At 67.4% G+C, this 12,056-nt stretch carries 12 protein-coding genes; all 12 read right to left on the bottom strand.

Going from position 1 to position 12,056, the window contains the following annotated elements:
* Positions 1-3: 3 nt before the first annotated feature.
* Positions 4-537, bottom strand: a complete 534-nt coding sequence (gene frr / locus B5F70_RS01200) for a ribosome recycling factor (RefSeq protein WP_087203733.1) — start codon at positions 535-537, stop codon at positions 4-6.
* Between the two features lie 3 nt (positions 538-540).
* Positions 541-1,263 carry a UMP kinase gene (gene pyrH / locus B5F70_RS01195; RefSeq protein ID WP_087203732.1) on the bottom strand — a complete coding sequence of 241 codons (723 nt, stop codon included), beginning with the start codon at positions 1,261-1,263 and terminating at the stop codon, positions 541-543.
* Positions 1,264-1,374: 111 nt separating this feature from the next.
* Positions 1,375-2,247, bottom strand: coding sequence for a translation elongation factor Ts (gene tsf / locus B5F70_RS01190; RefSeq protein WP_087203731.1), 873 nt, complete (start codon positions 2,245-2,247; stop codon positions 1,375-1,377).
* A 55-nt stretch (positions 2,248-2,302) separates the two neighbouring features.
* Positions 2,303-3,049, bottom strand: a complete 747-nt coding sequence (rpsB, locus tag B5F70_RS01185; protein WP_087203730.1) for a 30S ribosomal protein S2 — start codon at positions 3,047-3,049, stop codon at positions 2,303-2,305.
* A gap of 194 nt (positions 3,050-3,243) precedes the next feature.
* The gene (locus B5F70_RS01180) at positions 3,244-4,185 is read right to left on the bottom strand and encodes a tyrosine recombinase XerC (protein ID WP_204554165.1); all 942 of its coding nucleotides are present in this window, start codon (positions 4,183-4,185) and stop codon (positions 3,244-3,246) included.
* Complete coding sequence (gene trmFO, locus B5F70_RS01175; protein ID WP_087203728.1) at positions 4,178-5,518, bottom strand: methylenetetrahydrofolate--tRNA-(uracil(54)-C(5))-methyltransferase (FADH(2)-oxidizing) TrmFO; 1,341 nt, start codon at positions 5,516-5,518, stop codon at positions 4,178-4,180. The genes B5F70_RS01180 and trmFO overlap by 8 nt, the downstream gene beginning before the upstream one ends.
* A gap of 30 nt (positions 5,519-5,548) precedes the next feature.
* A complete protein-coding gene (locus B5F70_RS01170) occupies positions 5,549-6,478 on the bottom strand; it encodes a DNA-protecting protein DprA (RefSeq protein WP_087203727.1) in 930 nt (309 codons plus the stop codon).
* The gene (locus tag B5F70_RS01165) at positions 6,478-7,983 is read right to left on the bottom strand and encodes a YifB family Mg chelatase-like AAA ATPase (RefSeq protein ID WP_087203726.1); all 1,506 of its coding nucleotides are present in this window, start codon (positions 7,981-7,983) and stop codon (positions 6,478-6,480) included. The genes B5F70_RS01170 and B5F70_RS01165 overlap by 1 nt, the downstream gene beginning before the upstream one ends.
* Entirely contained in the window at positions 7,983-8,477 is a 495-nt protein-coding gene (locus B5F70_RS01160; RefSeq protein WP_087203725.1) for a YraN family protein, read from the bottom strand. Before B5F70_RS01160 ends, B5F70_RS01165 begins: the two co-directional genes overlap by 1 nt.
* Before the next feature lie 161 nt (positions 8,478-8,638).
* Positions 8,639-9,427, bottom strand: a complete 789-nt coding sequence (locus tag B5F70_RS01155; protein WP_087203724.1) for a ribonuclease HII — start codon at positions 9,425-9,427, stop codon at positions 8,639-8,641.
* Positions 9,428-9,492: 65 nt separating this feature from the next.
* Positions 9,493-9,834 (bottom strand): 50S ribosomal protein L19, encoded by a 342-nt coding sequence (gene rplS / locus B5F70_RS01150; RefSeq protein ID WP_087203723.1) that lies wholly within the window; start codon positions 9,832-9,834, stop codon positions 9,493-9,495.
* A gap of 124 nt (positions 9,835-9,958) precedes the next feature.
* Complete coding sequence (gene glyS, locus B5F70_RS01145; RefSeq protein ID WP_087203722.1) at positions 9,959-12,055, bottom strand: glycine--tRNA ligase subunit beta; 2,097 nt, start codon at positions 12,053-12,055, stop codon at positions 9,959-9,961.
* Position 12,056: the final 1 nt, after the last annotated feature.

Here is a 12,056-nt window from a genome sequence, read left to right as displayed (position 1 = left end):
GGATCAGATCTCCATGACCTCGGCCTCTTTGGCCTTCAGAAGCTCATCGATCTTCTTGATGTAGGCGTCGGTGTGCTTCTGCACCTTTGCCTGCTCGCGACGGACCTCGTCCTCAGAGAGCTCCTCGTCGCGCTCGAGCTTGTTGTTGAAGTCGCGGCGGATGTTGCGGATGGAGACACGCGCCTGCTCGGCGATCTCGCGGCACTCCTTTACGAGCTCGCGGCGGCGCTCCTCGGTCGGAGCGGGGAACGGGAGACGGACGACCGTGCCGTCGGAGCTCGGGGTGATGCCGAGGTCGGATGCATTGATGGCGTGCACGATGGCGTTCAGGATCGACTTGTCCCACGGCTCGACCATGAGCATATGCGCCTCGGGAACCTTTACTGCGGCAACCTGCGTGATGGGCGTGGCGACTCCGTAGTAGTCGACCGTGATGTCGCCCAAGATGTTGGGGTTGGCGCGGCCAGTGCGCACCTTGGAGAAGTTGTGCTTCAGGCTCTCGATCGATTTATCCATATGAGCGGTGATGTCGGCCATGGTCTAATCCTCCCGAACGACGACGGTTCCGATGGGCTCGCCCGTAAGGGCGAGCTTGATGTTGTTCTCGCCCTCGATGTTGAGGACGATGATGGGCATGCGGTTGTCTTGGCACAGGGCGGTCGCCGTAGAGTCCATGACCTGCAGACCGCGCAGCAGGACCTCATGATAGGAGATCTTCTCGAAGCGGACGGCGTCCTCGAACTTCGCGGGGTCCTTGTCGTAGATGCCGTTGACCTTGGTCGCCTTGATGAGGCAGTCCGCGTCGATCTCGCAGGCGCGCAGGGCGGCGGCGGTATCGGTGGTGAAGTAGGGGTTGCCGGACCCGGCTGCGAAGATGACGATATCGCCCTTCTCGAGATGGCGCATGGCGCGACGGCGGATGTAGGGCTCGCAGACCTCGTTCATCTGGATGGCGCTCATGACGCGGCACGGGCACTCGGCGCGCTCGAACGCATCCTGCAGGGCGAGGGCGTTCATGATCGTGGCGAGCATGCCGATATAATCCGCCTGAGCGCGGTCCATGCCGCCGGCGGCACCGGCGATGCCGCGGAAGATGTTGCCGCCTCCGACTACGATGCCGATCTCAACCCCATCGTCGTGCAGAGCCTTGATCTCACGAGCGAGACGGTCGGTGACGGCGGGATCGATGCCGTACTCCCCCTCCCCCATGAGCGCCTCTCCCGAAAGCTTGAGAAGCACGCGTTTGTATTGGTAGTCGGACACAGGTTGCCTCCTTCGACGGGCACGGAACTGAAGCCTATTCTAACAAAGTTGCGATATGAAAAAGGGAAGGACCGGAGCCCTTCCCTTTTGCGAGCCTTGGATGCGCGGAGCTTACTGCTCGCCACGCGCCAGACGGTCGAAGGCGACGATCTTGATGGTGTCGCCGAGCTCCTTGCTGACCTTAGCGGCGTATGCCGAGATGGTCATGCTGGAGTCCTTGATGAACTCCTGCTCGTTGAGGACGACGCCCTTGTAGAACTTCTCGAGACGACCGATGGCCATCTTCTCCTGAATGGCCTCGGGCTTACCGGACTCAGCGGCCTGGGCCTTGTAGATGGAGACCTCGTGGTCGATAACGTCCTGCGGGACGTCCTCGCGAACCGCGCAGATGGGCGCAGTGGCGGCAACCTGCATCGCGACGTCGTGCGCGAAGGTCTTGAACGCGTCGGCAGAGGCAGTCTCGGCCTTGTCGAACGAGAACTCGACGAGGACGCCGATCTTACCGCCCATGTGGACGTAGCTGGAGACGGCGCCGGCGGCAGGCTTGCGGACGGCGAAGCGGGTGATCTTCATGTTCTCGCCCATGGTGTGGATGAGCTCGGTGAGCTCGGCCTGGACGGTCTCGGTGGCCATCGGGGCGGCAAGGAGCGCCTCGACGTCAGCCGGCTCGGTAGAGGCGGCAACCTCGGCGACGCCAGAGGCGAAACCGGTGAACTTGGGGTTGGAGCCGACGAAGTCCGTCTCGCACGCGACCTCGACGAGCGCGCCCTCGCGGCCGTCGGCGGAGACGTAGGCGCCCACGGCGCCCTCGTTGGTCTCGCGGCCGGCCTTCTTGGCTGCAGCGGCGAGACCGTTCTTGCGGAGGATGTCGACCGCGGCGTTCATGTCGCCGTCAGCCTCGACGAGCGCCTTCTTGCACTCCATCATCGGCGAGTCGGTCATCTCGCGGAGCTCTTTAACCATTGCGGCGGTGATCTGTGCCATGTTGAGATCCTTTCTCAGAAGCGATGTTTCCAGAAGGGACAGGTGCTATGTTGCGCTACTCGGCAGCGACCTCAGCGGGGGCCTCTGCGGGAGCGGCCATCTCGGCCTCGGAGATCTGCTCCTTGCCAGCACCGGCGAGGCAGGCATCTGCCATGAGCTCGCACATGAGGGTGACCGCGGAGATGGCGTCGTCGTTGCAGGGGATGCCGTAATCGACCTCGTCGGGGTCGGAGTTGGTGTCGATGAGGGCGACGACCGGGATGTTCAGGCGACGCGCCTCCTTGATGGCGTTCTCCTCGCGCTTGGTGTCGATCACGAAGAGCGCGGCGGGCAGGCCCTTGAGGTCGCGAGCGCCGCCGAGGTTAGTCTGCAGCTTGGCGAGCTCCTTGCCGAGCACCGCCTGCTCCTTCTTGGGGAGCACGGCCATGCGGCCGTCCTCGACCATGGTCTCGAGCTCCTCCATGCGGTTGATGCGGGAGCGGATGGTGACGAAGTTGGTGAGCATACCGCCGAGCCAGCGCTGGTTGATGTAGGGCATGCCGGCGCGCTCGGCAGCGGCGCGCACGGGCTCCTGGGCCTGCTTCTTGGTGCCGACGAAGAGCACCTTGCCACCCTTGGCGGCGTTGCGCAGGAACGAGTAGGCCTGGTCGGCGTTGATGATGGTCTGCTTGAGGTCGAGGATGTAGATGCCGTTGCGCTCACCGAAGATGAAGGGCTTCATCTTGGGGTTCCAGCGACGGGTCTGGTGGCCGAAGTGGCACCCGGCCTCGAGCAGCGTGCGGATGGTGATCTTGGTAGCCATGGTAAACCTCCTGTGGTTCGCCTCCGCGCGGGGTCGACCTCCTCCTACCACCCGGGACCTGCTACCGAGCCCGGGCACCACGGCGGAGAAGTAGCCGCGCGTGTGTGATGAGTACGCGTTGCCGACGGCAACGTTCGAAATGATAGCAGGAGCGCGGCGTCATTCCAAGGGGGATTTTCCGCTCCCGCAACTCTTCACGCCTCGTCCCCGCGCGGATGGGATCGGCGAAGCGCCTGCTTCAACCGGTCGGGCGTGAGATGGGTGTAGATGGTGGTCGTCGACAGGCTCGCATGGCCGAGCAGCTCCTGCACGCTGCGCAGGTCCGCCCCGCCCTCTAGAAGATCGGTGGCGAAGGAGTGCCGCATCGCATGGGGCGTGACGTCGTCGGGCAGGCCCGCCAGCCGGGCGAGGAGATGGAACCGGCTTCTGAGCGCGGCGGCGCTCATGCGGTTGCCGCGCGCGGATATGAACAGCGGACGGGCCCCCGGGGCGGCGTCGCAGCGCTTGGCGGCGGCGAGAAGGGCAGGCCTGCCCTCCCGGAGATAGCGCTCGACCGCATCGAGTGCGCGCCGGTATAGGGGGACGATGCGCTCCTTGGAACCCTTTCCGAACAGGCGCACCGTGCCCTCGGCGGCGTCCACGCTCTCAATGTCCATGCCGGCGAGCTCGGAGATGCGCGCACCCGATGCATAGAGCAGCTCCAGCATGGCCTGGTCCCGAAGGCCCGCGGGCTTGGAGAGGTCAGCGACGCCGAAAAGGCGCTCCATGCCCGCGTGGTCGACCGTGGCCGGCAGGGTCCGCCCGATCTTCGGCGACTGAAGCGAGAGCGCCGCATCCGAGGCAGGGACGCCCTCGAGCTGGCACCAGCGGAAGAACGCGCGCAGCGCGGATAGGTGCGCCGCGAGCGTGCGCGGGGCATAGCGTGCGCGGCGCAAGTCGCCGAGGTACGACCTGAGGTCGGCGACAGTCGGCTCGAGTGGCGGCACCTCGCACCGGGCGGCCCAGCCGCCATACTGCTCCAGATGGGTGGTGTATGCCCGCACGGTCTCGGGAGAGAGGCCGCGCACCCGTGCGATATAGGCTATGAAGGCGTCGAGCGCCTCCAGGTAGGCGGGGTCGACCGCGCGATCACCCAAGGCCCGCCGCACCCCAGATATCCGGACGCGAGGCGATGTAGGCGTCTAGGTCGGCGAGGGCGCGCTCGCTGTACGCCGCATAGCGATCGCGCTTGGAGCGGCGCCTGCCGTCCGAGAGAGGCGGTACCAGCCCGAAGTTGACGTGCATGGGCTGATAGCCCTCGGTGGCGGGGTCGGTCGCATAGGCGACGAGCGATCCCAGCGCACCCGTGCGCGGCAGCGCGACGGGTGGCATCCCGGCGAGCTCGGCATGGGTCTGAAGCGCGGCCAGCAGCCCCGACGCGATGGCTTCCACATACCCCTCGGTCCCGCAGATCTGTCCCGCGAGCCGCACGCCCGTCCCGGGAATGGCGAACGTGGGGTCGAGCACGTGCGGCGCATCCACGAAGGTGTTCCTGTGCATGACGCCGTAACGGAAGAACTCCGCCTGCTCGAGCCCCGGGATGAGGCGAAAGACGCGCCGCTGCTCCGGCCAGGTGAGGTTCGTCTGGAATCCGACGAGGTTGTACGCGGTCCCCTCTCGGTTCTCGGCGCGCAGCTGAACGGCCGCCCAGGGACGATGCCCGGTGCGCGGGTCGGTGAGGCCGACGGGCTTGAGGGCGCCGAAGCGCAAGGCGTCGCGGCCCGTCCGCGCGATCTCCTCCACCGGCTGGCACGCCTGGAAGAGGTCTCCGCGCTCGAAATCCTTCTGCACGACGCGGTCGGCAGCGACGAGCTCGTCGATGAAGCGCTCGTACTCCTCGCGGTTGAAAGGAGCGTTCAGGTAGTCGCCCGCCCCCTGATCCTCATAGCGCGATTGCGCGAAGAGCACGTCGCGATCGACCGTCGAGGCATCCACGATGGGCGCGGCCGCGTCGAAGAACGCGAGCGAGGAGCCCCCCACCCTCTGCCGTATGTCCTCGGCAAGAGCCGGGGCGCAGAGGGGGCCCGCCGCGATGACGGCGGGTGCCAAAGGAAGGCTCGTCACCTCGTCGCGCACGACCTCGATCAAGGGCTCCGAATCGATGCGGGCCTCGACGGCAGCCGAGAACCGCTCCCGGTCGACCGCGAGCGCGCCGCCGGCGGGCACGGCGGCCTCCCGCGCGCAGGAGAGAAGCGCCGAGCCCATGCGCTCCAGCTCGGCCTTGAGAAGCCCCGCCGCGGAGTCTATGCGCGTCGCCTTGAGCGAGTTTGAGCACACGAGCTCCGCCAGATGCCCCGTATGGTGCGCAGGGGACATGGTCTCGGGGCGCATCTCGTGCAACCCCACCGGTATGCCGCGCGCCGCCAGCGCGAGCGCGCACTCGCAGCCGGCGAGCCCTCCCCCTACAACCGTTACGCGTGGCAGCCCCATGGTCTCCCCTCCCGTTCGAAGTGTTCCGCCCTATTGTGCACCATGCAGCGACCGTTCGAGCAGAGCCGCGGCAGAAGCCGCGTAACGTCCATCGATGAGGCGCTCGACGCGGCCCGCAACCGTCAGCTCGCTCAGCAGCTCGAGGCAGCTCCTGGCATCGCACCCGATCACGCATCGGAGCTCCTCTGCCGTGAGCGGCGTCGCCGCCAGCGCGTCCAGGACCTGTTGCGCGACCGTATCCGGAGGCGGGGCCGACGAATCGGGAACGTACTCGTGGCGGAGCGTCCCGTAGATGCGCGAGAGGGCGCACTCGAGGCCGGCTGCGTCGGGCACGATAGTGGCACCCGCCTCGATCAGGTAGTTGGACCCCCGGGAGGCGGGCGAGAACACCGAACCCGGTGCCGCCAGGACCTCGCGCCCCACCTGCACCGCCGCCTCGGCGGTTGAGAACGTGCCCGAGGGCATGCCCGCCTCGGCCACGAAGACCGCAGCGGAGAGCGCCGCGATGATGCGGTTCCGCTTGGGAAACGCATAGCGGCGCGGCTGCATGCCCCAGGGTTCAAGGGATACGACCGCTCCCCCGCGGCGGATGGCCTCTTCGAAGAGCCCGGCGTTCCGCGCGGGGTACGCCACATCGGCGCCGGTTCCCAGAACGACGATGTGGACGCCGCCCGCATCGAGCGCCTTTCTGCCCGCCACCATGTCGCACCCGAGCGCCCCGCCCGATACGACCGCAAGGCCGCTCTCGACCGCGATCTGGGCCGCGAGCTCGCACAGAGCCTCCCCGTAGGGCGTGATGCGCCGCGTGCCCACAATGGACAGGCTCGGGAGCCGCAGAGCCTCGATTGCGCCCCGTCCGAAGAGGCGGGCAGGGGGATCGGGGAGGTCCTCGAGCGCCGCGGGGTAATCCGCATCGCCCCGGCGGAGCACCCACCCGTCCCGGGGAATGGAAGCCGTCATCACAACCTCCCCTCCGCACCGTACATTGAAGCCTCCATGATGTGCCGCCGCTCGACATCGGGCCTCTCGTCCAGATCGGCGATGGTCCGCGCGATGCGGCAGAGGCGTGCGAGCCCCCGCGCGCTCAGATGCTGGGATCGGGCGATGGCGAGGGCGCACCCCTCCTCCCGGGCCCGCAGCGCGACCTCGCCCACGCCCGGCTCCCCCGCGCGCCCGGATTCCGCCTCCCCGTTCTCCCGGGCACGGCGCCACCCCCTGAACGCGCGACCGCGCTGCACCTGCTCGGCCATGGACGCGCTCGAGAGCCCCTGCTCGCCGTGCAGCACCTGTCCGGCGTCCGGCCGAGTGATGCTGAGAATGAGGTCGATGCGGTCTAGAAGGGGCCCGGATAGGCGCGCGCGGTACCGCTCGATGGAAGCGATCGAGCATCTGCACGGCACCTCGGGGTCGCCGAGATACCCGCACGGGCAGGGATTGCTCGCCGCCACGAGCTGAAAACTGCAGGGAAACGTATACGTGCCGTCGACGCGCACGATGCGGACGCATCCCTCCTCAAGGGGCTGCCTGAGCGTATCGAGCACTGACGGCGGATACTCCGCGAGCTCGTCGAGGAAAAGGACCCCTCCGTGAGCGAGGCTCACCTCACCCGGCCGCACCGGGCGCCCGCCCCCGAGAAGCCCGGCGGCGGAGGCGGTGTGATGCGGGCTCCTAAACGGCCGCTCGCCACCGAGGATGCCGTCGATGGGCTCTCCTGCGACGGAGTGGATGCGGAGCGCCTCCTGCTGCACAGCGGGATCGATGGGAGGAAGGATGGTGGTAAGCCGCTGCGCGAGCATCGTCTTGCCCGACCCGGGGGCGCCGATCATGAGCATGCCGTGACCGCCCACCGCGGCGATAACGCAGGCGCGCTTGGCGCCCTCCTGCCCGATCACGTCCGCGTAGTCAAGCGGGACGCTGCGCAAAGGGGGCGTCGCCGACCCCTGCGGGTAGGCGCACAGCGCTTCGCCCAAGCCGCCTTTCAGCTCTCCGAGCCCCGTGAGCAGACCCGTGCGGACGCCGCTCAGCTCGACGTGGTCATAGATCCAGTTTCCCACGAGCATGCGACCGGTATCGCGCGCGAGAATCTGATAGGCGACCTCGCCTCTCACGGGCCGCACCATGGCATCGAGCGTCAGCTCGCCTACAAAGAGCGCCCCCTCGAGCCCGTTCAGGGGAATCTGCCCCGACCCGGCGAGAATGCCGACGGCGATGGCGAGATCGAGCCCCGTACCGGTCTTGCGAATATCGCCGGGCGTGAGATTGACGACGATGTTCTTACGGGGAAGCTCGTATCCCGCCGATCTGAGGGCGCTGCGCACGCGCTGGCGCCCCTCGAGTACCGAGCCGTCCGCCATACCCACGTAGTGTATCGAGGGTATGCCCCCGCTCATGGCGACCTCGACCGTCACGGGCACCGCCTCGACCCCGCGCAGGCATGCGGCGTTGATGGAGACGAAGCTGCCCATCACTGCTCGCATTCCCAGTCGAAGGCCCCGCAGGCCTGCTCGATCTCGATGGCATTCTGACGGTAGACGGTGATGCCGACGGTATCGAAGCGCAGCGAGGGAACGGGAAAGTTGTCCATCTGGTAGCTCGCCGCGATGCGCCGGTACCGGCGCTGCTTGCGCGCGTCGACCGCCTCCTCGGGATACGCGTCGCCCGATCGCTCCCGCGCCCGCCGCGTCTTGACCTCGACGAGCACGATGCATTCCTCTATCTGGTCGTACGCGACGTAGTCCGCCTCCCCTTCGGGACAGCGGTAGCTATGCTGGATGAGCTCGTAGCCGTTGCGCACCAGAAACAACCCGGCCAGGTACTCACCGAGCTCGCCGAGCTCATGGGGCGTCAGATTCTGCACGGGGACGTCGTGCCACAGGGGCGCCTCCCCTTCCTCGAACGCGTCGTCCCAATCGATCTCACCCAGGTTCCACCGTTCGTGAATAGTCCGCTCTCGCTGCATGTCCTCTCCCTTCTCGTTGGGTGAGAACATCGTCTCCCGGCGGCCTGACCAGACGGCGACCGAAATCCACGCGCGCCGCACGCCGGGCAAACGGATATCAACGTGGTTCTGACCGTGCAGGTCACAGGGCGGAAATGAACCGCCCACACGAGGGGCGGCGACTAAAAGAGGCTCTCGGTCTCCAGAAAGTTTCCACAGAAGCTCACCCGATGCTCGGGGCAGAGGCCCCGCTCCTTGATAGCGGCGATGTGCTCGGGCGAAGCGTAGCCCTTGCTCTCGGCAAGATGATAGCCGGGGTACTCGGCATCGAGCTCGACCATGAGCTCATCACGGGTCACCTTGGCGACGATGGAGGCCGCGGCGATGCAGGCGACCTCGGCATCGCCGTGCACGACGTCGCGCTCGCGCTCGACGGCATGGAGCGGATTGCCGTCCATGAGCACGCAATCGTATGCGATACCGAGATCGGCGACCGCCAGCTGCACGGCCCTCCTCAGGGCGCGCGCCATGCCCCCCTCGTCGATCTCCGAGGCGGGGATCTGCCCGAAGCCGATGGCGACGGCGCTCTCGGCGATACGCTCCGCCAGCAGCTCGCGTTTGGCCGGGGTGAGCTTCTTTGAGTCGTTGATGCCCCAGATGAGGGGCGTGTCGGGTAGAACGACGGCGCACACGAGGAGAGGCCCCGCAACGGATCCGCGACCGACCTCGTCGACTCCCACGATGACGCCGTCGCCTCCGAGCGCGCGCATGCGCGCGTACATCGCCCGGACCCGGTCGCGCTCAGCAGTCTCCCGGTCATATCGGCGCCGCGCCCTATCGAGCGCCTGCGCCACCTGGCGGCGCGGGTCGTCTCCGTAGCGCTCGATCAGATGCGGGATCTCCTCGAACGAGGCGCTCGAGATCTCCCCCGCGATATGCGCCGCCGGCTGAGAGCTATGCTGGTTTGCCATGGAACCACCTCGTGGATACGAAAAGGGCCGCCCTCGGGCGGCCCTCGCTCGTGCTATGGGAGCTCTTAGCGCTTCTCGGGGATGCGCGCAGCCTTGCCCACGCGATCGCGCAGGTAGTAGAGCTTGGCGCGGCGCACGCGACCGTGGCGCACGACCTCGAGCTTACCGATCTTGGGGCTGTGAAGCGGGAAGGTGCGCTCGACGCCCACGCCGAAGGAGATCTTGCGCACGGTGAAGGTCTCGCGCGCGCCGGCACCGCTCATGCGGATGACGTCGCCCTGGAAGACCTGGATGCGCTCGCGATCGCCCTCCTTGATGCGATAGTGCACCTTGACGTTGTCGCCAACGCGGACCTGCGGGATGTCCTCGCGGATCTGCTGACGCTCAATAGCGCGGATGTAGTCCATTTCTCGTCCTTACTCTTGTCCAGAGGTGCCCCGCCCGTAGACGGACACATGGGTTTGACAAACGAAATAAGTATACGCAAAGCTCATCGCTTGGCAAGTGGAGATTTGAGGTGCCCCGACCTGCCTACTTCTTCTTCGCAAGTGCGCTGATGTCGGCGACGTCGGCGAACACCGAGGAGAAGCGGTTGAGAAGCCGCAGGCGGTTCTCGCGCAGGGCCGTGTCCTCCGCCATGACCATGACGTCGTCGAAGAAGCGGTCGATGGGCTCGCGAAGCGCGGCGAGCGCGGCGATGACACGCGAGAAGTCGCGCGCCTCGAGCGCTTCGGCCACAGCCGTGCGGGCCCCGTCGGAGGCGCTAAGGAGCTCGAGCTCGGCGTCGCCCATGAGCGCCGCATCGACCTCGGTGCCCAGCCCGTCGTCTGCGAGATGGCTCGCGCGGGCATAGGCGGTGGCGAGGTTCTCGAACGTCTCGGGGTCGCCCTGGCGCGCCGCGCTCAGAGCCTCGCAGAGCGCGAAGTAATCGCGGGGTGCGGAGACGCTACCCGCAGAGACCGCTGCGACGACATCCGCGGGAATCTTGGCGTCGCGGGCCATCTGCTCCATGCGGCCCTTCAAGAAGGCCACGATGGATGCGGAGACCTCAGAAGCATCACAGGTGATGCCCTGCTCCGCATAGGATGCGAGGGCGGCATCGACGAGCTTCTCGAACCCGCAGCCCAAACGCTCGCGCAGGATGTTGATGACGCCGATGGCGGAGCGACGCAGGGCGAAGGGGTCCTTGGAACCGGTGGGAGGCTCGCCGATGGCGAACATGCCGGCGATGGTGTCGAGCTTGTCCGCGACGGCAACGACGCATGCGGCCGTTCCCTCGGGGAGGTCGTCCCCGGCGAAGCGCGGACGGTAGTGGTCGCGGATGGCGGAGGCGACCTCGGGCCTCTCACCGGCGGCGAGCGCGTAGTAACCGCCCATCACGCCCTGCTGGCTGGTGAACTCGACGACGGCGTTCGACACGAGGTCCGCCTTGGCGAAATGCGCGGCGCGCTGGGCGTCGGAAGCGGCCTCGGCGCCCACGCGGGCCTCATGGGCGATGGCGAGGGCGAGGTCCTCGAGGCGCTCGGACTTCTGCAGGACCGAGCCGAGCTTCTCCTGGAAAGATACGGTCGCGAGCCGGGAGCGGAACTCCTCGAGCGGCACCTTCAGGTCCTCGTCGTAGAAGAACTTGGCATCGAAGAGGCGGGCGCGGACGACGCGCTCGTTGCCGTCGACGATGGTCTCGGCGCACGAGGGGCGGCCGTTGGCCACCACCACGAACTGCCGCGTGAGGGCGCCGGAGGCGTCGTAGATGGGGAAATAGCGCTGGTTGGAGAGCATCGACTCGCAGATGATCTCGTGCGGCACCTGGAGGAACTCCTCGTCAAAGGAGCCTACGAGCACCGTCGGCCACTCGCAGAGGTTAACAACCTCGTCGAGCACCTTCTGGGGCGTATCGACGCGAGCCCCGCCGAGCTGCTCCTCGATGGCGGCGATGCCCTCGGCGATGACGGCGCGGCGGCGCTCCTCGGTCAGGACCCCCGCCTCCTCGAGAACCTGCTCATAGCAGGAGGGGTCGGCGACGACGTGCGCACCCGGCCCGAGCACGCGGTGGCCGCGCGTCGTGTTGCCGGAGGAGACGCCGGCGTACGTGACGGGAATAACCTCGTCGCCGAGCAGGACGCAGAGCCAGCGGATCGGCCGTACGAACGTCTCGCGGTGCACGCCCCAGCGCTGGCTGCGGTAATTGGGCCATTCGAGCGCGGCGATGGTCTTCTCGCAAAGGGACGAGAGCAAGGGCTCAGCCGCGGTCGAGGGCACGAACTTCTCAGCGAAGACGTACTGGCGCCCATCGGTGTCCTCACGGCAGACGAGGTCCGCGGCAGCAACGCCGCACTTGCGCGCGAAGCCCTCGGCAGCCTTCGTGGGATTGCCGTCCGCGTCGAAAGCGATGGCGGCGGCGGGCCCGCGCTTTATCTCGCGGACCTCGTCGGTGGCTGCTGCAACGTCGCGAACGAGCGCGGCGAGGCGGCGCGGGGTGGAGATGACGCGGACTTCGCCGTGCGCGAGCCCCGCCTCGTCAAGACCGCGGGCCACCAGCGGCCCCAGCTGCTTCACGGCGTTGATGAGCGGCGCGGAGGGCATCTCCTCGGTGCCGATCTCGAACAGGAAATCACGGGTCCCGGCCATG

Origin of the sequence: Collinsella sp. An268, assembly GCF_002159765.1 — a bacterium.
Taxonomy (GTDB): Bacteria; Actinomycetota; Coriobacteriia; order Coriobacteriales; family Coriobacteriaceae; genus Coprousia.
This window is presented reverse-complemented; position numbering and strand designations above follow the sequence as displayed.

Bases quoted from the DNA above. Each gene is read 5' to 3' on its own strand.
- B5F70_RS01155 (WP_087203724.1), bottom strand. From the start codon at position 9,427: ATGGCAAACCAGCATAGCTCTCAGCCGGCGGCGCATATCGCGGGGGAG.
- rpsB (WP_087203730.1), bottom strand. From the start codon at position 3,049: ATGGCTACCAAGATCACCATCCGCACGCTGCTCGAGGCCGGGTGCCAC.
- tsf (WP_087203731.1), bottom strand. From the start codon at position 2,247: ATGGCACAGATCACCGCCGCAATGGTTAAAGAGCTCCGCGAGATGACC.
- trmFO (WP_087203728.1), bottom strand. From the start codon at position 5,518: ATGGGGCTGCCACGCGTAACGGTTGTAGGGGGAGGGCTCGCCGGCTGC.
- B5F70_RS01170 (WP_087203727.1), bottom strand. From the start codon at position 6,478: ATGACGGCTTCCATTCCCCGGGACGGGTGGGTGCTCCGCCGGGGCGAT.
- glyS (WP_087203722.1), bottom strand. From the start codon at position 12,055: ATGGCCGGGACCCGTGATTTCCTGTTCGAGATCGGCACCGAGGAGATG.
- frr (WP_087203733.1), bottom strand. From the start codon at position 537: ATGGCCGACATCACCGCTCATATGGATAAATCGATCGAGAGCCTGAAG.
- rplS (WP_087203723.1), bottom strand. From the start codon at position 9,834: ATGGACTACATCCGCGCTATTGAGCGTCAGCAGATCCGCGAGGACATC.
- B5F70_RS01165 (WP_087203726.1), bottom strand. From the start codon at position 7,983: ATGGGCAGCTTCGTCTCCATCAACGCCGCATGCCTGCGCGGGGTCGAG.
- B5F70_RS01160 (WP_087203725.1), bottom strand. From the start codon at position 8,477: ATGCAGCGAGAGCGGACTATTCACGAACGGTGGAACCTGGGTGAGATC.